We start from the raw sequence: 21097 nt of genomic DNA, 5'->3' as shown, positions 1-21097 counted from the left end.
CCTGCCCGGTAAACTCCGGCAAGCTAGTCACCTTTTTTGCTCAACAAGGATTTCCTGTGCCGACTCCGCCTGCCAAATCGCCGCTGGCTGCCCATCTGGGCGATAGTCCGGCGCCCTTGTATGCCCGCGTCAAACAGATGATCACCCAGCAGATCGAGAGCGGAAACTGGCCGCCGCACTACCGGGTTCCCTCGGAAAGCGAGCTGGTCAACCAGCTGGGTTTCAGCCGCATGACCATCAACCGCGCGCTGCGCGAGATGACCGCCGAAGGCATGCTGGTGCGCATGCAGGGCGTGGGGACTTTCGTCGCCGAGCCCAAGAGCCAGTCGGCCCTGTTCGAAGTGCACAACATTGCCGACGAGATCGCCTCCCGCGGTCATCGCCACACCTGCCAGGTCATCACCCTGGGCGAAGAGGCCGCCGGTTCCGAGCGCGCCCTGGCCCTGGACATGCGTGAAGGGCAGAAGGTCTTCCACTCGCTGATCGTGCATTTCGAGAACGATATCCCGGTGCAGATCGAGGACCGTTTCGTCAACGCCCTGGTGGCGCCGGAGTACCTCAAGCAGGACTTCACCCTGCAAACCCCTTACGCCTATCTGTCCCAGGTGGCGCCGCTGACCGAGGGCGAGCATGTGGTCGAGGCGATCCTCGCCGAGCCCGAGGAGTGCCGGCTGCTGCAGATCGAACGCGGCGAGCCGTGCCTGCTGATTCGCCGGCGTACCTGGTCCGGGCGTCAGCCGGTGACCGCCGCCCGGTTGATCCACCCCGGTTCCCGTCATCGCCTGGAAGGACGCTTTCACAAATGATCCAGCCCACCCTGTTACGCGCCGCCGACTACCCGCGCATGCCCTGGAAGAACGGCGGCGGCAGCACCGAAGAAATCACCCGTGACGCCGGCACTGGCCTGGAAGGTTTCGGCTGGCGCCTGTCGATTGCCGATATTGGCGAGTCCGGCGGCTTCTCCAGCTTTGCCGGTTATCAGCGGATCATCACCGTGCTGCAAGGCGCGGGCATGCAACTGACGGTGGATGGTCAGGCTGCGCGGCCCCTGCTGGCGCTGGACCCCTTCGCCTTCAGTGGCGCCAGCCAGGTGAGCTGCACGCTGCTGGACGGGGCGATCCGCGACTTCAACCTGATCTACTGCCCTGAGCGTTATGCCGCTCGTTTGCAGTGGTTCGATGGTCAGCAGCGCTTCTTTACCCAGGCCCACACCGTGCTGGTGTTCAGTGCCGCCGAGCAAGCCTGGGTCGACACGGGCAGCACCCCGTTGCAGGCCCTGGGTCGTTACGATTGCCTGCGTCTGGATGGCAATGCCGGAGTGCTGGAGATCGCCACCGACGGACGCTGCTGCGTCATCGAGCTCAGCGCCCGCTGATTCCCATGGGCCGTCGCTGGCCGGGACACGGACGGCGACGGCTGCAGGTTTTCCTTCCTTATATCCGCCCTTCGCTTGCCCCCGGATGCTGGTCCGCGGCGCAGGTTCGTGCCGTGCATCTTTCCCGGCCCGGGCGCTGTCTCCCGCGCACCCATTTGTTACCGAACGCCCCAGAACAGCGCGAAACCGTTGTTTGGTAACAGCCTCGCGGCTGAGCAAAATCCCCTTCTCGAAAAATCTCCCTCCTTTGAAAGCCTTGTTCCACAAGGGTTGCAGTTTTATCCCCAGGCTTTTCAGTGAAGTTTCATACAAGTTGGCCGCTTGATTGCATATGCTTGTATGTACAAGTAAATATGTGTGCGTAAGAGTCGATGGAATCCTCTTCGCACCTTGGACTCATCGCCGAGGAGTTTTTCCGTGACTGATAGCAAACCCACTAAATTCCGCAACGTCGAAATCCGCGCCGCACGTGGCAACAAGCTGACCGCCAAGAGCTGGCTGACCGAAGCGCCGCTGCGCATGCTGATGAACAACCTCGACCCGGAAGTGGCCGAAAACCCCAAGGAACTGGTGGTCTACGGTGGCATTGGCCGTGCCGCGCGCAACTGGGAGTGCTACGACAAGATCGTCGACGCCCTGACCCAGCTCAATGACGACGAAACCCTGCTGGTGCAGTCCGGCAAGCCGGTGGGCGTGTTCAAGACCCACAGCAACGCGCCGCGGGTGCTGATCGCCAACTCCAACCTGGTGCCGCACTGGGCCAGCTGGGAACATTTCAACGAGCTGGATGCCAAGGGCCTGGCCATGTACGGCCAGATGACCGCCGGCAGCTGGATCTACATCGGCAGCCAGGGCATCGTCCAGGGCACTTATGAAACCTTCGTCGAAGCCGGTCGCCAGCATTACGACTCCAACCTCAAGGGCCGCTGGGTCCTGACCGCCGGTCTGGGTGGCATGGGCGGCGCTCAACCGCTGGCCGCGACCCTGGCCGGGGCCTGCTCGCTGAACATCGAGTGCCAGCAGACCAGCATCGACTTCCGCCTCAAGACCCGCTACGTCGACGAGCAGGCCACCGACCTGGACGACGCCCTGGCACGTATCAAGAAGTACACCGCCGAAGGCCGCGCGATCTCTATCGCCCTGTGCGGCAACGCAGCGGAAATCCTGCCGGAACTGGTACGCCGTGGCGTGCGTCCGGACATGGTCACCGACCAGACCAGCGCCCACGACCCACTCAACGGCTACCTGCCCAAAGGCTGGACCTGGGAGCAGTACCGCGACCGCGCCAAGACCGAGCCCGCCGCCGTGATCAAGGCCGCCAAGCAGTCCATGGCCGAACACGTCAAAGCCATGCTGGCCTTCCAGAAAATGGGCGTCCCGACCTTCGACTACGGCAACAACATCCGCCAGATGGCCCAGGAAGAAGGCGTGGAAAACGCGTTCGACTTCCCGGGTTTCGTTCCGGCTTACATCCGTCCGCTGTTCTGCCGTGGCGTCGGTCCATTCCGTTGGGCGGCGCTGTCCGGTGACCCGCAGGACATCTACAAGACCGACGCCAAGGTCAAGGAACTGATCCCCGACGACGCCCACCTGCACAACTGGCTGGACATGGCCCGCGAGCGCATCAGCTTCCAGGGCCTGCCGGCACGGATCTGCTGGGTCGGCCTGGGCCAGCGCGCCAAGCTCGGCCTGGCGTTCAACGAAATGGTGCGCAGCGGCGAGCTGTCGGCGCCGATCGTCATCGGTCGCGACCACCTGGACTCCGGTTCCGTGGCCAGCCCGAACCGTGAAACCGAATCCATGCAGGACGGCTCCGACGCCGTGTCCGACTGGCCGCTGCTCAACGCCCTGTTGAACACCGCCAGCGGTGCGACCTGGGTTTCCCTGCACCACGGCGGCGGTGTCGGCATGGGCTTCTCCCAGCATTCGGGGATGGTGATCGTCTGTGACGGCACCGATGAAGCAGCCGAGCGGATTGCCCGGGTGCTGCACAACGATCCGGCCACCGGGGTCATGCGTCACGCCGACGCCGGCTACCAGATCGCCATCGACTGCGCCAAGGAACAGGGCTTGAACCTGCCGATGATCACCGGCAAGTAACCGCAACATCGGTTCACTCCACCCTCCCTGTAGGAGCCGGCTTGCTGGCCAAGCAAGCACCGCGGTGCATCAGTTGCACCGCCTCGCGAGCCAGCTCGCTCCTACAGTGGAAATCGTCTGCAGTGCCCATAGAGGTTTGACGTCCATGGCCTTAGCGAATGATCGTGCAAGCAACAAACCGTTGATCGAAAGGCGTTCGATCGACTACATCCCGGAAGCGGAAAGACACGGTCGTCTCTTGAGCCAGTTCACCCTGTGGCTGGGTGCCAACCTGCAGATCACGGCGATCGTCACCGGCGCGCTGGCGGTGGTGCTGGGCGGCGATGTGTTCTGGTCGTTGATCGGTCTGCTGATCGGCCAACTGCTGGGCGGCGGGGTGATGGCCCTGCATGCGGCGCAAGGACCGAGGCTCGGCCTGCCGCAGATGATTTCCAGTCGGGTGCAGTTCGGGGTCTATGGCGCGGCCATCCCGATGGTGCTGGTGTGCCTGATGTACCTGGGGTTCACCGCAACCGGCACGGTGCTTTCCGGTCAGGCGCTGGGCCAGATGTTCGGCGTCAGCGACAGTCTCGGCATCCTGATGTTCGCCAGCGTCATTGTGCTGGTCACGGTGCTTGGCTATCGGGTGATTCACTACATTGGCCGGGTCGCCAGCGTGATCGGTGTGGTCGCCTTCTTCTACCTGTTCAGTCGCCTGCTGGGGCAGACCGATGTCAGCGCCTTGCTGGCCATTCGGCACTTCAGCTGGAGCAGTTTCCTCCTGGCCGTGTCGCTGGCCGCGTCCTGGCAGATCGCTTTCGGTCCTTATGTGGCCGACTATTCGCGCTACCTGCCGAGCAAGACGTCGCCATTGAAGACCTTCTTCGCCGCGGGCGCAGGCTCGGTGATCGGTGCCCAGGTGGCGATGGTGCTCGGGGTGTTCGCCGCGGCCCTGTCCCAGGGCCAGTTCGCCGGTCGTGAAGTGGCCTACATCGTCGGCCTGGGCGGCAGTGGCGCGATTGCCGCGTTGCTCTACTTCAGCATCGCCTTTGGCAAGGTGACCATCTCCACGCTGAACTCCTACGGCAGCTTCATGTGCATCGCCACCATCATCAGCGGCTTTCGCGGCGAGCTGAAAGTGACGCGCTTGCAGCGGCTGGTCTTCGTGTTGCTGATCGTCGGTGCCGCGACCCTGATCGCGCTGCTGGGCCAGCACTCGTTCCTCGGCGCATTCAAGTCCTTCATCCTGTTCCTGCTGGCGTTCTTCACGCCCTGGAGCGCGATCAACCTGGTGGATTTCTACTGCATCACCAAAGAGCGCTATGACATCCCGGCACTGTCCAACCCGGACGATCGCTACGGTCGCTGGAATGTCATGGGCATCAGCATTTATGTGTTCGGCGTGCTGGTCCAGATGCCGTTCATCTCCACCCACTTCTACACCGGCCCCCTGGTGGCCAGTCTGGGCGACACCGACATCTCCTGGATCATCGGCCTGGTGGTGCCGGCGGCGTTGTACTACGTCTGCGCGAAGAAGTGGCATGGCGCGGTGCCCGAGCACCTGATCCTGCCGCAAGAGCAGGTTGCGCCGATCGAACAACAACTGAGTGGGACCGGCCGCGCTACAGCGGTGTGAGTCTTGATGGGACGTGGACAGGGCTGGATGCCTCTTAACTGCCGTAAGCCAACTCACGATTAGGAGCGTCACACAATGAAAATGCATAAGACCCTGCTGACCACGTTGCTGTCCATGGGCCTTGCGGCCGCTTCCGGCGCCCAGGCGGCCGGCTGGTGCGAGTCGGGCAAAGCGGTGAAGTTCGCCGGCCTGAACTGGGAAAGCGGCATGTTGCTCACTGATGTTCTGCAGTTCGTCCTGGAGAAGGGCTACGACTGCAAGACCGACAGCCTGCCGGGCAACTCCATCACCATGGAGAACGCCCTGGGCAGCAATGACATCCAGGTCTTCGCCGAAGAGTGGGTGGGCCGCAGCGAGGTGTGGAACAAGGCCGAAAAGGCCGGCAAGGTGGTGGGTGTTGGCGCGCCGGTGGTGGGAGCCGTCGAAGGCTGGTACGTGCCGCGCTATGTGATCGAGGGCGACGCCAAGCGCAAGCTCGAAGCCAAGGCGCCGAACCTGAAAAACATCGCCGATCTGGGCCAGTACGCCAGCCTGTTCAAAGACCCGGAAGAACCGAGCAAGGGCCGCTTCTACAACTGCCCGGCCGGTTGGACCTGTGAGCTGGACAACAGCGAGATGCTCAAGAGCTACGGCCTGGAAAGCAGCTACACCAACTTCCGTCCCGGCACCGGCCCGGCCCTGGATGCGGCGGTGCTGTCGAGCTACAAGCGGGGCGAACCTATCCTCTTCTACTACTGGTCGCCAACCCCGCTCATGGGCCAGGTGGACCTGGTCAAGCTGGAGGAGAAACCCGGCGTCGACAAGAGCGTGAGCATCAAGGTCGGCCTGTCCAAGACCTTCCACGACGAGGCCCCGGAACTGGTGGCGGTGCTGGAAAAGGCCAACCTGCCCATCGACCTGCTCAACCAGAACCTGGCGCGCATGACCCGCGAACGCATCGAGTCGCCGAAACTGGCGAAACTCTTTCTCAAGGAACATCCTGAAGTCTGGCACCCATGGGTCAGCGAAGACGCGGCCAGGAAAATCGACGCGGCCTTGTAGGTCGAGCCTTTCCGGCGGTTCGCAAGCACCGCCGGAAGCCGGACCACAACCTCCTTTGATCGAGAGTTTCTTATGTTTCCAGACCGTTTCACTTTTTCCATCGCCGACTGGGTCAACGGCTGGGTCGACGCCCTGGTGACCAACTACGGCGATGTGTTCCGGCACATTTCCGACACCCTGCTGTGGGCCATCGTCAACCTTGAAGGCCTGCTGCGGCTGGCGCCCTGGTGGCTGATGCTGGCGATTGTCGGCGGCATCGCCTGGCATGCGACCCGCAAGCTGCTGACCACGGCGGTGATCGTCGGCCTGCTGTTCCTGGTGGGCGCCGTCGGCCTGTGGGACAAGCTGATGCAGACCCTGGCCCTGATGCTGGTGGCCACGCTGATCTCGGTACTGATCGGCATCCCCCTGGGGATCCTTTCGGCCCGTAGCAACCGCTTGCGTTCGGTACTGATGCCGCTGCTGGACATCATGCAGACCATGCCCAGCTTCGTGTACCTGATCCCGGTGCTGATGCTGTTCGGCCTGGGCAAGGTGCCGGCGATCTTCGCCACGGTGATCTACGCCGCGCCGCCGCTGATCCGCCTCACCGACCTGGGGATCCGCCAGGTGGACGGTGAAGTCATGGAAGCGATCAATGCCTTTGGCGCCAACCGCTGGCAGCAGCTGTTCGGCGTGCAACTGCCCCTGGCCCTGCCGAGCATCATGGCCGGGATCAACCAGACCACCATGATGGCCCTGTCGATGGTGGTGATCGCCTCGATGATCGGGGCCCGTGGCCTGGGCGAGGATGTGCTGGTGGGGATCCAGACCCTCAACGTCGGGCGTGGCCTGGAAGCGGGACTGGCGATCGTGATTCTGGCGGTGGTGATCGACCGCATTACCCAGGCCTACGGTCGTCCACGTCATGAGGTGAGCAAATGAGCAGTGCTGCCGTGAGCAAGATCGAAGTCAGGAACGTCTTCAAGATATTCGGCAACCGCCCCTCTGACGCCCTGGCGATGATCCGCAAGGGCCAGAGCAAGGATCAGGTACTGGCCCAGACCGGTTGCGTGGTGGGGGTCAATGACCTGTCGCTGAGCATCGGCACCGGTGAGATCTTCGTCATCATGGGGTTGTCCGGTTCCGGCAAGTCGACCCTGGTGCGCCACTTCAACCGTCTGATCGACCCCACCAGCGGGGCGATCCTGGTGGACGGCGAAGACATCCTGCAATACGACATGGAAGCCCTGCGCCAATTCCGCCGGCACAAGATCAGCATGGTGTTCCAGAGCTTCGGCCTGCTGCCCCACCGCAACGTGCAGGACAACGTCGCCTATGGCCTCAAGGTGCGTGGCGAGAGCAAGGCGCTGTGTGCCGAACGGGCCCTGCACTGGATCAACACCGTGGGCCTCAAGGGCTACGAGAAGAAGTACCCGCACCAGCTGTCCGGCGGCATGCGCCAACGGGTCGGCCTGGCCCGGGCCCTGGCCGCGGACACCGACATCATCCTCATGGATGAAGCCTTCAGCGCCCTGGACCCGCTGATCCGCGCCGAGATGCAGGACCAGTTGCTGGAGCTGCAGAAGACCCTGCACAAGACCATCGTCTTCATTACCCACGATCTGGACGAGGCGGTGCGCATCGGCAACCGCATCGCGATCCTCAAGGACGGCCGCCTGATCCAGGTGGGTACGCCGAAAGAGATCCTGCATTCGCCGGCGGATGAATACGTCGATCGTTTTGTCCAGCGCCGCGCCGCCACCGTGTAGGAGCCGGCTTGCCGGCCAAAGGTCCGGCAAAGCGGCAGACAACCCAAGGTTTGCAAGAAGAGGTCCCCGATGTCCCAGGCTGAAAAAATCGTTATCGCCGACGCCCCCCTGGGTTGGCAGGATGTTGTCGCCGTCGCCCGTCATGGCGCGCAGCTTGAGCTGTCGGCCCAGGCCTGGGCGCGTATCGACAATGCCCAGGCCATCGTGCGCCAGGTGGTGGACAGCGGCGAGCGCGCCTATGGCATCAGCACGGGCCTGGGCGCCTTGTGCAATGTGCTGCTGGCTGGTGAGCAACTCAGCCAGCTGTCGCGCAACACCTTGCTCAGCCATGCCTGCGGCGTGGGCCCGGCCTTGGCCGATGAGCAGACCCGAGCGATCCTCTGCGCCGCCATCATCAACTACAGCCACGGCAAATCCGGCATCCACCGCCAGGTGGTCCAGGCGCTGCTGAACCTGCTCAATCGCGGCATCACTCCACAGGTGCCATCCCAGGGTTCGGTGGGTTATCTGACCCATATGGCGCACATTGGCATCGCCTTGCTCGGCGTCGGTCAGGTCAGCTATCGCGGTCGTATTGTCAGCGCCGAACAGGCCCTGGCCGAGGAAGGGCTGCAGCCGGTGCAACTGGGGGCCAAGGACGGCCTGTGCCTGGTCAACGGCACGCCGTGCATGACCGGCCTCAGCTGTCTGGCCCTGGCCGACGCCAGTCGCCTGTTGCAGTGGGCCGACGTGATCGGCGCCATGAGTTTCGAGGCCCAGCGCGGCCAGATCGACGCCTTCGATGCGCAGATCATTGCCCTCAAGGCGCACCCCGGCATGCAGGTGGTGGGCAGCAATTTGAGGGCCTTGCTCGACGGCAGCGAAGTGATCGCCAGCAGCCGGGGCATCCGCACCCAGGACGCCTTGAGCATCCGTTCCATTCCCCAGGTGCATGGCGCTGCCCGGGATCAACTGGCCCACGCCGTCCGGCAGGTGGAAATCGAGCTCAATGGCGCCACCGACAACCCGTTGCTGCTGGGCACCCCGGACCACTACCGGGTGGTGTCCCAGGCCAATCCCCATGGCCAGTCGGTGGCCCTGGCGGCGGATCTGCTGGCGATCGCCATGGCCGAGATCGGCTCGATCGCCGAGCGGCGCCTGGACCGCCTGATCAACCCCCATGTCAGTGGCTTGCCGGCGTTTCTGGTCAGCGAGCCTGGGGTCAACTCCGGAATGATGATCGTGCAGTACGTGGCCGCCTCGCTGTGTGCGCAGAACCGTCAGCTGGCCCAGCCGGCAGTGCTGGACAACTACGTGACCTCGGGCTTGCAGGAAGACCACCTGAGCCTGGGTACCAATGCCGCCCTGAAGCTGCATCAGGTGCTGGAGAACTGCACCCAGATCCTCGCCATCGAGTACCTGCTGGCGGCCCAGGCTTTCGAGTTTCTCAAGGCGCAGCGCTTCGGCACCGGCACCGGTATCGCCTGGTGCCTGTTGCGCGAGCGGGTCCCGGCCTATGACCAGGACCGCTGGCTGGCGCCGGACATTGCCAGCGCTGCGGCCCTGCTCAAGGACCCGGAGCTGCTGCACAAACGTTTTTCCAAGGTGCAATGAACCGTTTTTTCCATCACCAGCGTGCCAAGGCGTCACTCGCGCAAAACCGCGAATGACGACGGATAACGGAAGCTTCCGGAGCGACTGGTAGTTATTACAAAACTCTCAAAAGGAGCATGAATGTGACTGCGCTTAACCTGATTCCCGGCCAACTGACCCTGGCCCAACTGCGGGCCATCTATCAGCAGCCGCTGACCCTGACCCTGGACGACAGCGCCTCCGCGCAGATCGATGCCAGCGTCGCTTGTGTCGAGCAGATCCTCGCCGAGAACCGCACCGCCTACGGTATCAACACCGGTTTCGGCCTGCTGGCCTCGACCCGCATCGCCAGCGCCGATCTGGAAAACCTCCAGCGCTCCCTGGTGCTGTCCCATGCCGCTGGCGTGGGCGAGCCGATCAGCGACGATCTGGTGCGCCTGATCATGGTGCTCAAGGTCAACAGCCTGAGCCGCGGCTTCTCCGGCATCCGTCGCCAAGTGATCGATGCCCTGATCGCCCTGATCAACGCCGAGGTCTATCCGCATATCCCGCTCAAGGGCTCGGTGGGCGCTTCCGGCGACCTGGCGCCTCTGGCCCACATGTCCCTGGTGCTGCTGGGCGAGGGCAAGGCGCGCTACAAGGGCCAATGGCTGGAAGCGACCGCGGCCCTGGAAATCGCCGGCCTCAAGCCGCTGACCCTGGCCGCCAAGGAAGGCCTGGCGCTGCTCAACGGCACCCAGGTGTCCACCGCGTTCGCCTTGCGCGGGCTGTTCGAAGGTGAAGATCTGTTCGCCGGTGCCCTGGTGTGCGGCGGCCTGACGGTGGAAGCGGTGCTGGGTTCGCGCTCGCCGTTCGACCCACGGATTCACGCCGCGCGTGGTCAGCGCGGGCAGATCGATACCGCCGCGGCCTATCGCGCCTTGCTCGGCGAGAGCACCGAGGTGTCCGCCTCGCACCAGAACTGCGACAAGGTCCAGGACCCGTACTCCCTGCGTTGCCAGCCGCAAGTGATGGGCGCCTGCCTGACCCAGTTCCGCCAGGCCGCCGAAGTGCTGGTGATCGAAGCCAACGCGGTGTCCGATAACCCGCTGGTGTTCGCCGCCGAAGGCGATGTGATTTCCGGTGGCAACTTCCACGCCGAGCCCGTGGCCATGGCGGCCGACAACATGGCCCTGGCGATTGCCGAGATCGCGTCCCTGAGCGAGCGTCGTATCTCGCTGATGATGGACAAGCACATGTCCCAGCTGCCGCCGTTCCTGGTGGCCAATGGCGGGGTCAACTCCGGCTTCATGATCGCCCAGGTCACCGCTGCGGCCCTGGCCAGCGAGAACAAGGCCCTGGCCCACCCGCACTCGGTGGATAGCATTCCCACTTCCGCCAACCAGGAAGACCACGTGTCCATGGCCCCGGCCGCCGGCAAGCGCCTGTGGGAAATGGCCGAGAACACCCGCGGTGTGCTGGCCGTGGAATGGCTGGCGGCCTGTCAGGGCCTGGACCTGCGCGAAGGCCTGAAAACCTCGCCAACCCTGGAAAAAGCCCGCGCCATCCTGCGCGAGAAGGTGGCGTACTACGAGAAGGACCGTTTCTTTGCACCGGATATCAACGCGGCCAGCGAGTTGTTGGCTTCGCGCTGCCTGAATGGGCTGCTGCCAGCCCAGTTGTTGCCGAGCCTGTAATGCACGCCGGGCCACCCGATCACTCCGCGCTCGGCCGAGAGCGGTGGCCCGAGTGGGTTCGCTTTACCTGCAAGACGGGCGCGGAGCGTCCGCTTATGTCGCCCCGCGCTCCGGCGTGGGGTGCACTTGTCCGATAACAATAAAAGGGACGATGACATGCAATCGCAAGAAACAGGATTACGTCGGGGGCTGACTGCTCGCCACATTCGCTTCATGGCCCTGGGGTCGGCCATTGGCACCGGATTGTTCTACGGCTCGGCCTCCGCCATCCAGATGGCCGGCCCGGCGGTGCTGCTGGCCTACCTGATTGGTGGCGCGGCCGTGTTCATGGTGATGCGCGCCCTGGGGGAGATGGCGGTGCACAACCCGGTGTCCGGCTCCTTCGGGCAGTACGCCAGTCAGTACCTGGGGCCCTTGCCGGGCTTTATCCTGGGCTGGACCTATGCGTTCGAGATGCTGATTGTCTGCCTGGCGGATGTCACGGCCTTCGGCATCTATATGGGCTTCTGGTTTCCCGAGGTGGCGCGCTGGATCTGGGTGCTGGGCATCGTCCTGCTCATTGGCGGGTTGAACCTTTGCAGCGTCAAGGTCTTCGGCGAGATGGAGTTCTGGCTGTCGCTGCTCAAGGTCGGGGCGATCATCGCCATGATCCTCGGCGGCTTCGGCATCATGCTGTTCGGCGTTGGCAGCGCGCTCACCGAGCAGGCCACCGGCGCCAGCAACCTCTGGACCCATGGCGGCTTCATGCCCAACGGCATTGGCGGGGTGATCGCCTCCTTTGCGGTGGTGATGTTCGCCTTTGGCGGCATCGAGATCATCGGCGTCACCGCCGGCGAGGCCAAGGACCCGCAGCGGGTCATTCCCAAGGCGATCAACGCGGTGCCGCTGCGCATCCTGCTGTTCTACGTACTGACCCTGTTCGTGCTGATGTCGATTTTCCCCTGGCCGCAGATTGGCACCCAGGGCAGCCCGTTCGTGCAGATCTTCGACAGCCTGGGCATCAGCTCGGCGGCCACCATCCTCAATATCGTGGTGATTTCGGCGGCGGTGTCGGCGATCAACAGCGACATCTTCGGTGCCGGGCGCATGATGTACGGCCTGGCCCAGCAAGGGCAGGCACCCAAGGGCTTTGCCCAGATTTCCAAGGCCGGGGTGCCGTGGATGACTGTGGTGGTGATGGCCGTAACGCTGTTGGGCGGCGTGGTGCTGAACTACCTGATCCCGGAAAACATCTTCCTGCTGATCGCCTCCCTGGCCACCTTCGCCACGGTCTGGGTGTGGCTGATGATTCTGCTGACCCATGTGGCCATGCGTCGCTCCATGACCGCCGAGCAAGTGGCCCGGTTGCAGTTCAAGGTGCCGTTCTGGCCTTGGGCGCCGGCGGCGGCGATCGCCTTCATGCTGTTCATCTTTGGCGTGCTGGGCTACTTCCCGAAAACTCAAGCGGCGCTGATGGTGGGCGTGGTGTGGATCGTTCTGCTGGTGGTGGCCTATCTGTTGTGGGTCAAGCCGGCGGCGGGGCAGGCTCAGCAGATCCGCGCCGATTCTTCTTTACCTACTGATCATTAACGGAGGCCTTGGATGAAAACTCTTTGGCAACACTGCAACGTCGCCAGCATGGCCCAGGGCACTTACTCGATCATCGAGGACGCGGCCATCGTGACGTCAGGGGCGCACATCGAGTGGATCGGCCGGCGCCAGCAGGCGCCGGTCGCCGATGACCACCAGGTCCAGGACCTGGGCGGCGCCTGGGTCACCCCGGGGCTGATCGATTGCCACACCCACACGGTGTTTGGCGGCAACCGCAGCGGCGAGTTCGAACAGCGCCTGCAAGGCGTGAGCTATGCCGAGATCGCCGCCGCCGGTGGCGGTATCGCCAGCACCGTGCGGGCGACCCGCGCGGCCACTGAAGAAGAACTGTTCGTCAGCGCCCGCAAGCGTCTGCTGAGCCTGCTGCGCGATGGTGTGACCAGCGTCGAGATCAAGTCCGGCTACGGCCTGGATCTGGCCAGTGAGCGCAAGATCCTGCGGGTGATCCGTCGTCTTGGCGAGGAACTGCCGGTCAGTGTGCGCAGCACCTGCCTGGCGGCCCACGCCCTGCCGCCGGAATATGCCGAGCGCAGCGACGACTACATCGAGCATATCTGCAGCGAGATGCTTCCGGCCCTGGCGGCCGAGGGGCTGGTGGATGCGGTGGATGCCTTCTGTGAATACCTGGCGTTTTCCCCGGCCCAGGTGGAGCGGGTATTCATTGCCGCGCAGCAGCTCGGACTGCCGGTCAAGTTGCATGCCGAGCAGCTGTCGTCGCTGCACGGTTCGAGCCTGGCGGCGCGCTACCGGGCGCTGTCCGCCGATCACCTGGAGTTCATGACCGAGGACGATGCCATCGCCATGGCGGCTTCGGGAACCGTCGCGGTGCTGCTGCCGGGGGCGTTCTATTTTCTTCGGGAAACCCAGCTGCCACCGATGGACGCCCTGCGCAAGCACGGGGTGAAGATGGCGGTGGCCAGCGATCTCAATCCCGGGACGTCGCCGGTGCTGTCGCTGCGCCTGATGCTGAACATGGCCTGCACCTGTTTGCGGATGACGCCGGAAGAGGCGTTGGCCGGGGTGACCCTGCACGCCGCCCAGGCCCTGGGCATGGACAAGACCCATGGCTCGCTGGAAGTGGGCAAGGTGGCGGACTTCGTCGCCTGGCAGATCGATCGTCCCGCCGACCTGGCCTACTGGCTGGGCGGTGACCTGGAAAAACGCGTCGTGCGACACGGCGTTGAAGTGACTGTGTAGGAGAAGGCTTGTGGATAAGGTTCTGACGTTCAAACAAGGCCGGGTGCCGCTGCTGATCAGCATGCCCCACGCCGGTACGCGCCTGACCCCGGACGTGGCGGCCGGGTTGGTGCCCCAGGCACAGAGCCTGCCGGATACCGACTGGCACATTCCGCGGCTGTATGAGTTTGCCGAGGCGTTGGGGGCCAGCACCCTGGCCGCCGAGTATTCGCGCTTCGTCATCGACCTGAACCGGCCGTCCGACGACAAGCCGCTGTACGTGGGCGCCACCACCGGGCTGTATCCGGCGACGCTGTTCGATGGCCAGCCCCTGTTCGTCGAGGGGCAGGCACCGTCCAGTGAGGAGCGGCAGCAGTACCTGCAGCAGGTCTGGGTGCCCTATCACCGCACCCTGCAGGAGGAGCTGGCGCGGCTCAAGGCCGAGTTCGGCTATGCCTTGCTGTTCGATGCCCACTCCATCCGTTCGCTGATTCCGCACCTGTTCGAGGGCAAGCTGCCGGACTTCAATCTCGGCACCTTCAATGGCGCCAGCTGCGATCCGCAACTGGCCAGCCGCCTGGAGAGCATTTGCGCGGCCCACGGCGATTACACCCATGTACTCAACGGGCGTTTCAAGGGCGGGCACATCACCCGGCATTACGGCAACCCGGCCGAGCACATTCATGCGGTGCAGCTGGAGCTGGCGCAGAGTGCCTACATGGAGGAGTTCGAACCGTTCCGCTATCGCGAGGACCTGGCGGCACCGACCCAGGTGGTGCTCAAGGCGCTGCTGCAGGGGCTGCTGGACTGGGGGCAGGAGCGTTACCGCTGACATTGCTTGCGCCAGCAGGCTGGTTCCTACCGCTGATGCACACCTTCATGTAGGAGCGAGCTTGCTCGCGAAGCACCCTGCGCTACGCGTCGCAATCCCCCGAACAACCCTGTTTTCTTCAAGGACATGCTGATTGCGTGATTCGGGTTTATGATGCCGAACGGCAGAATAAATGAAGTCCCACCAGGGATGAACCCGACCTCCACGGAGCGCGTAATGCAGACTTTGTACCCGCAGATCAAACCCTATGCCCGGCACGATCTGGCCGTCGACGAGCCTCATGTGCTGTATGTCGACGAAAGCGGTTCACCGGAAGGGTTGCCGGTGGTGTTCATTCATGGCGGGCCGGGGGCCGGCTGCGACGCGTCCAGTCGCTGCTACTTCGATCCGAACCTGTACCGTATCGTCACCTTCGACCAGCGCGGTTGCGGGCGCTCCACCCCTCACGCCAGCCTGGAAAACAACACCACCTGGGACCTGGTGGCGGACCTGGAGCGGATTCGCCAGCACCTGGGCATCGACAAATGGGTGCTGTTTGGCGGCTCCTGGGGTTCGACCCTGGCCCTGGCCTACGCGCAAACCCATCCCGATCGGGTGCTGGGGCTGATCGTGCGGGGGATCTTCCTGGCCCGTCCCCAGGAAATCCAGTGGTACTACCAGTGTGGCGCCAGCCGCCTGTTCCCCGACTACTGGCAGGACTATGTGGCGCCGATTCCCCTGGAAGAGCGTCACGATCTGGTCAGCGCCTTCCACAAGCGCCTGACCGGCACCGACCAGATCGCCCAGATGCATGCGGCCAAGGCCTGGTCGGGCTGGGAAGGGCGCACCGCGACCTTGCGTCCCAATCCATTGGTGGTTGACCGTTTCTCCGAGCCACAGCGAGCGCTGTCGATTGCCCGGATCGAATGCCATTACTTCATCAACAATGCCTTCCTCGAACCCGACCAACTGATCCGCGACATGGGCAAGATCGCCCATCTGCCCGGGGTCATCGTGCATGGCCGCTATGACGTGATCTGCCCGCTGGACAATGCCTGGGAGCTGCATCAGGCCTGGCCCAACAGCGAGCTGCAGGTGATTCGCGACGCCGGTCACGCCGCTTCCGAACCGGGCATCACCGATGCTCTGGTGCGTGCCACTGATCAGATGGCACGGCGCCTTCTCGATCTGCCACCCGAAGAAGCATGAAGGGGCTGTTGCAGCGCGTAACCGGCGCGCGGGTCGAGGTGGCCGGGGAAATCGTCGGCGCGGTGGACCAGGGGTTGCTGGTGCTGGTGGCGGTGGAGCCCGAGGATACTCGGGCCAGCGCCGACAAACTTCTGCATAAGCTGCTTAACTATCGGGTGTTCAGCGATGCTGAAGGCAAGATGAACCTGTCCCTGACCGATGTGCAGGGCGGGTTGCTGCTGGTGTCGCAGTTCACCCTGGCAGCGGACACCAAGAGCGGGTTGCGCCCGAGCTTTTCCACGGCCGCGCCACCCGCCCTTGGCGAGGAGCTTTTTGACTACCTGGTAGTGAAGGCGCAACAGTTGCATGGCAAAGTGGCATCAGGGCGTTTCGGCGCGGACATGCAGGTGCATCTGGTCAATGACGGCCCGGTAACCTTCCTGTTACAGACCTGAAAACGCCTGAAACAGCTTTTTCCACCGAAATGCGGCGCAAACGGCTGTTTTTCGCAATAAATACTTTGTTACCCCTGATGCGTTGTAACGCGGGCTACTAGATAATCGCGCGCTACGGGGATCAGCGTTCGTTGGTCCATTTTGACTTAAGTAGAGACTTGTCCACGGCCGCTTGGGGAATCATTTAGCCCCATCGGAGTCGGAACAATGCTCGCCAACCTGGCATATAGATAGCTGGCCGTTGGTTTTTTGATCTGTTTTCGGCGAGGGTTGCTCGTGATTGTTAGTCCCTGTAATGCACCAAACTTGTTTGCCAAACGGTTACGAAACGCACTGGTGACGGGCTCTGCTCTGGTCTGCCTGTTCGGTGCCGGTCAACTCATGGCATTCAATCTGGATGATGTGTCGGCCAAGGCCAAGGACCTGGCCGGGCAGAAGTACGAGGCCCCGCGCAGTAACCTGCCGAACGAGTTCCGTGAGATGAAGTTCGCGGACTACCAGAAAATCCGCTTTCTCAGCGAAAAAGCCGAATGGGCCGATCAGAAGACCCCGTTCAAGTTGTCGTTCTATCACCAGGGCATGCACTTCGACACGCCGGTGAAGATCAACGAGATCAGCGCCAATACCGTATCCGAGATCAAGTACGACCCGAACCGTTTCGATTTCGGCGACGTCAAGTTCGATCCCAAGGCCACCGAGAAACTCGGCTATGCCGGTTTCCGTGTGCTGTACCCGATCAACAAGGCTGACAAGCAAGACGAAATCATGACCATGCTCGGCGCCAGCTACTTCCGCGTCGTTGGCAAGGGTCATACCTATGGCCTGTCCGCCCGCGGCCTGGCGATCGACACCGCCTTGCCGTCCGGCGAAGAGTTCCCGCGTTTCAGCGAGTTCTGGATCCAGCAGCCCAAGCCGACCGACAAGCACCTGGTGATCTACGCCCTGCTGGACTCGCCACGGGCCACCGGCGCCTATCGCCTGACCCTGCGTCCGGGCGCCGACACCATCGTCGACGTCAAAGCCCGGGTGTTCCTGCGGGACAAGGTCGGCAAGCTGGGCCTGGCCCCGCTGACCAGCATGTACCTGTTCGGCGCCAACCAGCCGTCGAAAGTCCTCAACTACCGTCGCGAGCTGCATGACTCCAGCGGCCTGTCGATCCATGCCGGCAACGGCGAGTGGATCTGGCGTCCGCTGAACAACCCGAAACACCTGGCCGTGAGCAACTTCTCGGTGGAAAACCCGCGTGGTTTCGGCCTGCTGCAGCGTGGCCGCGACTTCAGCCACTACGAAGACCTCGATGACCGCTACGACAAGCGCCCAAGCGCCTGGATCGAGCCCAAGGGCGACTGGGGCAAGGGCACCGTCGACCTGGTCGAGATCCCGACCGCGGATGAAACCAACGACAACATCGTGGCGTTCTGGAACCCGGAAAAACAACCGGAGCCCGGCCAGCCGCTGGACTACGCCTACCGCCTGCACTGGACCATCGACGAAGCCGCCCTGCATTCCCCGGACAGCGCCTGGGTGCAACAGACCCTGCGTTCCACCGGCGACGTCAAGCAGTCCAACCTGATCCGTCAACCCGATGGCAGCGTGGCTTACCTGGTGGACTTCCAGGGCCCGTCCCTGGCGGCATTGCCGGAGAATGCCGAAGTTCGCAGCCAGGTCAGTGTCGGCGACAACGCCGAGCTGGTGGAAAACAGCGTGCGCTACAACCCGGAAACCAAGGGCTGGCGCCTGACCCTGCGCATGAAGATCAAGGACGCGAGCAAGTCCACCGAGATGCGCGCCGCCCTGGTCCGTGACATTGCCCAGCCGGAGCCGGCCAAGGCCTCGATGCCGAACTCCAACTCCTCCGTGGCCAAGGCCGACAAGCTCGCCGCCAAGCAGCAGGAGAAGAAGGACAAGGAAGCCGCCGCAGCCGCCGCCAAGCAGGCGGAAGCCAAGCCGGCCAAGGATGCCAAGGGCACCAAGGACAAGGACCACAAAGACGCCAAGCAGCCTGCTGCTGCCGAAGCGGCCCCTGCCACACCGGAACCGGTTAAAACTGAACAAGTCCTGACCGAGACCTGGAGCTATCAGTTGCCTGCCGATGAGTAACTCTCAACTACAGCCAGAGTCTCTTGCCGAGTACCTGGCGCACCTGCCGATGTCGGATGCGCAGCGCGCGGAACTCGCGGGCTGCCAGTCCTTCAGCGAACTGCACCAACGCCTGTCGTCAAGCACCTTCGACGCCCCCGCCGATGCCGCCCAGGCCTCGGTGGGCCAGCGCCTGAACATGAGCACCGCCGCTGAACTCGAAGAAGCGGAAATGCTCGGTGTCGACGCCGAAGGCCGGGTCTGCCTCAAGGCCACGCCCCCCATCCGCCGCACCAAGGTGGTACCGGAGCCGTGGCGCACCAATATCCTGGTGCGTGGCTGGCGGCGCCTGACCGGGCGCAGCAACCCGCCGGCGCCGAAGAAGGACGAACGCGTGCTGCCCGCTGCCCGCTGGCGCACCGTGGGTTCGATCCGCCGCTACATCCTGCTGCTGTTGATGCTTGGCCAGACCATCGTCGCCGGCTGGTACATGAAAGGCATCATGCCGTACCAGGGCTGGTCGTTCGTCGATCTGGAAGAGGTCATGCACCAGCCGCTGATGCAGACCGCCCAGCAAGTGCTGCCCTATGCCTTGCAGACCAGCATCCTGATTCTGTTCGGGATCCTGTTCTGCTGGGTGTCGGCGGGTTTCTGGACCGCCCTGATGGGCTTCCTGGAACTGTTGACCGGTCACGACAAGTACCGCATTTCCGGGGCCAGCGCCGGCAACGAGCCAATCCCCAAGGATGCGCGCACCGCCTTGGTCATGCCGATCTGCAACGAAGACGTGCCGCGGGTGTTTGCCGGCCTGCGGGCGACCTTCGAGTCGGTGGCGGCCACCGGTGACCTGGACCGCTTCGACTTCTTCGTCTTGAGCGACAGTAACGACAGCGATATCTGCGTCGCCGAGCAGCAGGCCTGGCTGGATGTCTGCCGCGAAGCCAAGGGCTTCGGCAAGATCTTCTATCGCCGTCGCCGTCGCCGCGTGAAGCGCAAGAGCGGCAACCTCGACGACTTCTGCCGTCGCTGGGGCGGCGACTACAAGTACATGGTGGTGCTCGACGCCGACAGCGTGATGAGTGGCGAATGCCTGACCAGCCTGGTGCGCCTGATGGAAGCCACGCCGGACGCCGGGATCATCCAGACCGCGCCACGGGCCTCGGGCATGGATACGCTGTATGCGCGCATGCAGCAGTTCGCCACCCGGGTCTATGGTCCGCTGTTCACTGCTGGCCTGCACTTCTGGCAGTTGGGCGAGTCGCACTACTGGGGCCACAACGCGATCATCCGCATGCAGCCGTTCATCGAGCACTGCGCCCTGGCGCCGTTGCCCGGTAAAGGTGCTTTCGCCGGTGCGATCCTGTCCCACGACTTCGTCGAAGCCGCGCTGATGCGTCGCGCTGGCTGGGGCGTGTGGATTGCCTACGACCTGCCGGGCAGTTACGAAGAATTGCCGCCGAACCTGCTGGACGAACTCAAGCGTGACCGTCGCTGGTGCCACGGCAACCTGATGAACTTCCGCCTGTTCCTGGTCAAGGGCATGCACCCGGTGCACCGCGCGGTGTTCCTCACCGGGGTGATGTCCTACCTGTCGGCGCCGCTGTGGTTCTTCTTCCTGGTGCTGTCCACGGCCCTGCTGGCGGTCAACACCCTGATGGAGCCGCAGTACTTCCTCGAGCCGCGCCAGCTGTATCCGCTGTGGCCGCAGTGGCACCCGGACAAGGCCATCGCGCTGTTCTCCACCACCATCGTGCTGCTGTTCCTGCCGAAGCTCTTGAGCATCATCCTGATCTGGGCCAAGGGCGCGAAAGAGTTCGGCGGCAAGTTCAAGGTGACCCTGTCGATGCTCCTGGAGATGCTGTTCTCCATGCTGCTGGCGCCGGTGCGGATGATTTTCCACACCCGTTTCGTCCTGGCCGCGTTCCTCGGCTGGGCCGCGACCTGGAATTCGCCGCAGCGTGACGACGACTCCACGCCGTGGAGCGAAGCGGTCAAGCGCCACGGTCCACAGACCCTGCTGGGCTTCTGCTGGGCGCTCTTGGTGATCTGGCTGAACCCGAGCTTCCTCTGGTGGCTGGTGCCGATCGTCGGTTCGCTGATGCTGTCGATTCCGGTGTCGGTGATTTCCAGCCGGGTGGGCCTGGGCCTGAAGTCCCGTGACGAGAGCCTGTTCCTGATCCCTGAGGAATACAATCCGCCGCAGGCGCTGCTGGCCACCGACCAGTACACCCACGAGAACCGCTGGCACGCGCTCAACGACGGCTTTATCCGCGCCGTGGTCGATCCGCAGCAGAACGCCCTGGCTTGTGCCCTGGCGACGTCCCGTCATACCCAGGCCGAGCCGATCGAATGGCTGCGTCAGGAACGGGTGCGTCATGCCCTCAAAGCCGGCCCGGCGGCCTTGAACAACAGCGAGCGCCTGGCGCTGTTGAGCGATCCAGTGGCCCTGGGACGCCTGCATGAGCAGGTGTGGAGCGAGGGGCACAGCGAATGGCTGAGCGCCTGGCGCCAGTCGGTGGATACCGATCCCCATGCCCCCCTGCTGCCGTTGCAGCCGCTGAACGCGGCGCCGCAACCGGCCTGAAGCCAACGCCCTTGAGCTCCTGCTCAAGGGCGTTTTGCTATGTGCGGCCGATAGTCTCCATGCCCTTGGCCGGCAACAAAAATC

16 protein-coding genes are annotated in these 21097 nt (G+C 63.7%); all 16 read left to right on the top strand.

Going from position 1 to position 21097, the window contains the following annotated elements:
• Positions 1-56: 56 nt before the first annotated feature.
• The 16 genes from hutC (at position 57) to mdoH (ending at position 21013) form a co-directional block, all read left to right on the top strand.
• Positions 57-806: a histidine utilization repressor gene (gene hutC, locus GWQ44_RS14235; RefSeq protein WP_016968643.1), complete on the top strand. Its 750-nt coding sequence runs from the start codon at positions 57-59 to the stop codon at positions 804-806.
• Positions 803-1375 (top strand): HutD family protein, encoded by a 573-nt coding sequence (locus GWQ44_RS14230; RefSeq protein WP_275927598.1) that lies wholly within the window; start codon positions 803-805, stop codon positions 1373-1375. Before hutC ends, GWQ44_RS14230 begins: the two co-directional genes overlap by 4 nt.
• A 417-nt stretch (positions 1376-1792) precedes the next feature.
• Entirely contained in the window at positions 1793-3475 is a 1683-nt protein-coding gene (hutU, locus tag GWQ44_RS14225; RefSeq protein ID WP_047301154.1) for a urocanate hydratase, read from the top strand.
• Between the two features lie 145 nt (positions 3476-3620).
• Positions 3621-5090 carry a cytosine permease gene (locus GWQ44_RS14220; RefSeq protein ID WP_275927597.1) on the top strand — a complete coding sequence of 490 codons (1470 nt, stop codon included), beginning with the start codon at positions 3621-3623 and terminating at the stop codon, positions 5088-5090.
• 75 nt (positions 5091-5165) lie between these two features.
• Entirely contained in the window at positions 5166-6131 is a 966-nt protein-coding gene (locus tag GWQ44_RS14215; protein WP_275927596.1) for an ABC transporter substrate-binding protein, read from the top strand.
• 72 nt (positions 6132-6203) lie between these two features.
• The gene (locus GWQ44_RS14210) at positions 6204-7055 is read left to right on the top strand and encodes a proline/glycine betaine ABC transporter permease (RefSeq protein WP_016968647.1); all 852 of its coding nucleotides are present in this window, start codon (positions 6204-6206) and stop codon (positions 7053-7055) included.
• A complete protein-coding gene (locus GWQ44_RS14205; RefSeq protein WP_275927595.1) occupies positions 7052-7882 on the top strand; it encodes a glycine betaine/L-proline ABC transporter ATP-binding protein in 831 nt (276 codons plus the stop codon). The genes GWQ44_RS14210 and GWQ44_RS14205 overlap by 4 nt, the downstream gene beginning before the upstream one ends.
• 69 nt (positions 7883-7951) lie before the next feature.
• On the top strand, positions 7952-9475 hold the full coding sequence (gene hutH, locus GWQ44_RS14200) for a histidine ammonia-lyase (protein WP_275927594.1): 1524 nt from the start codon (positions 7952-7954) through the stop codon (positions 9473-9475).
• Between the two features lie 116 nt (positions 9476-9591).
• Positions 9592-11130 (top strand): histidine ammonia-lyase, encoded by a 1539-nt coding sequence (gene hutH, locus GWQ44_RS14195; RefSeq protein ID WP_016968649.1) that lies wholly within the window; start codon positions 9592-9594, stop codon positions 11128-11130.
• A 156-nt stretch (positions 11131-11286) separates the two neighbouring features.
• The gene (locus GWQ44_RS14190; protein ID WP_016968650.1) at positions 11287-12699 is read left to right on the top strand and encodes an amino acid permease; all 1413 of its coding nucleotides are present in this window, start codon (positions 11287-11289) and stop codon (positions 12697-12699) included.
• 12 nt (positions 12700-12711) lie between these two features.
• Positions 12712-13917: an imidazolonepropionase gene (gene hutI / locus GWQ44_RS14185; protein WP_016968651.1), complete on the top strand. Its 1206-nt coding sequence runs from the start codon at positions 12712-12714 to the stop codon at positions 13915-13917.
• 10 nt (positions 13918-13927) lie between these two features.
• A complete protein-coding gene (gene hutG, locus GWQ44_RS14180; RefSeq protein WP_016968652.1) occupies positions 13928-14728 on the top strand; it encodes an N-formylglutamate deformylase in 801 nt (266 codons plus the stop codon).
• A 216-nt stretch (positions 14729-14944) separates the two neighbouring features.
• Positions 14945-15916, top strand: coding sequence for a prolyl aminopeptidase (gene pip, locus GWQ44_RS14175; RefSeq protein ID WP_047301166.1), 972 nt, complete (start codon positions 14945-14947; stop codon positions 15914-15916).
• Positions 15913-16350: a D-aminoacyl-tRNA deacylase gene (gene dtd / locus GWQ44_RS14170; RefSeq protein WP_016962703.1), complete on the top strand. Its 438-nt coding sequence runs from the start codon at positions 15913-15915 to the stop codon at positions 16348-16350. The genes pip and dtd overlap by 4 nt, the downstream gene beginning before the upstream one ends.
• 276 nt (positions 16351-16626) lie before the next feature.
• On the top strand, positions 16627-18450 hold the full coding sequence (locus tag GWQ44_RS14165; protein ID WP_042940449.1) for a glucan biosynthesis protein G: 1824 nt from the start codon (positions 16627-16629) through the stop codon (positions 18448-18450).
• Positions 18443-21013: a glucans biosynthesis glucosyltransferase MdoH gene (gene mdoH / locus GWQ44_RS14160; RefSeq protein WP_275927593.1), complete on the top strand. Its 2571-nt coding sequence runs from the start codon at positions 18443-18445 to the stop codon at positions 21011-21013. Before GWQ44_RS14165 ends, mdoH begins: the two co-directional genes overlap by 8 nt.
• Positions 21014-21097 lie beyond the last annotated feature (84 nt).

The sequence above is a fragment of the Pseudomonas sp. 3MA1 genome (genome assembly GCF_029237275.1).
In the GTDB taxonomy this organism is placed as follows: Bacteria; Pseudomonadota; Gammaproteobacteria; order Pseudomonadales; family Pseudomonadaceae; genus Aquipseudomonas; species Aquipseudomonas fluorescens_AP.
This window is presented reverse-complemented; position numbering and strand designations above follow the sequence as displayed.

Excerpts from the sequence above, each read along its gene's own strand:
- dtd (WP_016962703.1), top strand. The coding sequence starts at position 15,913 with ATGAAGGGGCTGTTGCAGCGCGTAACCGGCGCGCGGGTCGAGGTGGCC.
- mdoH (WP_275927593.1), top strand. The coding sequence starts at position 18,443 with ATGAGTAACTCTCAACTACAGCCAGAGTCTCTTGCCGAGTACCTGGCG.
- GWQ44_RS14190 (WP_016968650.1), top strand. The coding sequence starts at position 11,287 with ATGCAATCGCAAGAAACAGGATTACGTCGGGGGCTGACTGCTCGCCAC.
- pip (WP_047301166.1), top strand. The coding sequence starts at position 14,945 with ATGCAGACTTTGTACCCGCAGATCAAACCCTATGCCCGGCACGATCTG.
- GWQ44_RS14230 (WP_275927598.1), top strand. The coding sequence starts at position 803 with ATGATCCAGCCCACCCTGTTACGCGCCGCCGACTACCCGCGCATGCCC.
- GWQ44_RS14220 (WP_275927597.1), top strand. The coding sequence starts at position 3,621 with ATGGCCTTAGCGAATGATCGTGCAAGCAACAAACCGTTGATCGAAAGG.
- GWQ44_RS14210 (WP_016968647.1), top strand. The coding sequence starts at position 6,204 with ATGTTTCCAGACCGTTTCACTTTTTCCATCGCCGACTGGGTCAACGGC.
- GWQ44_RS14205 (WP_275927595.1), top strand. The coding sequence starts at position 7,052 with ATGAGCAGTGCTGCCGTGAGCAAGATCGAAGTCAGGAACGTCTTCAAG.
- hutI (WP_016968651.1), top strand. The coding sequence starts at position 12,712 with ATGAAAACTCTTTGGCAACACTGCAACGTCGCCAGCATGGCCCAGGGC.
- hutH (WP_275927594.1), top strand. The coding sequence starts at position 7,952 with ATGTCCCAGGCTGAAAAAATCGTTATCGCCGACGCCCCCCTGGGTTGG.
- GWQ44_RS14215 (WP_275927596.1), top strand. The coding sequence starts at position 5,166 with ATGAAAATGCATAAGACCCTGCTGACCACGTTGCTGTCCATGGGCCTT.
- hutH (WP_016968649.1), top strand. The coding sequence starts at position 9,592 with ATGAATGTGACTGCGCTTAACCTGATTCCCGGCCAACTGACCCTGGCC.